This is a genomic window from Arthrobacter sp. 05T423, from assembly GCF_056396245.1.
Map to the genome: position 1 here is coordinate 1 of NZ_JBFTLC010000128.1, position 373 is coordinate 373.

Annotated in this window: 1 protein-coding gene; it reads left to right on the top strand. The window is 67.2% G+C overall.

Annotated elements, in window-relative coordinates:
* Positions 1–373 (top strand): L-serine ammonia-lyase, iron-sulfur-dependent, subunit alpha (locus AC1DFE_RS24220; protein WP_476908349.1); only part of this gene is annotated, 373 nt, incomplete at both ends.

The following is a 373-nucleotide window of genomic DNA, read 5'->3' on the forward strand; positions in this document are numbered from 1 at the left end:
CGGCAGGTGCCGTCGGGGTGCTGTACAAGGAACAGGCGTCCATTTCCGGCGCGGAGGTGGGCTGCCAGGGCGAGGTGGGTTCGGCGTCGTCGATGGCCGCCGCCGGGCTTGCGGAAGTCATGGGCGGCACGCCCGCGCAGGTGGAGAACGCGGCCGAAATCGCGATGGAGCACAACCTCGGACTSACSTGYGACCCSATCGGCGGGCTGGTCCAGGTGCCCTGCATCGAACGGAACGCCATCGCTGCGGCCAAGGCCATCAACGCCGCCAAGATGGCGTTGTGGGGCGACGGCTCGCACCGGGTCTCGCTCGACGAGGTCATCGTCACCATGCGCGAGACCGGCAAGGACATGAGCTCCAAATACAAGGAAAC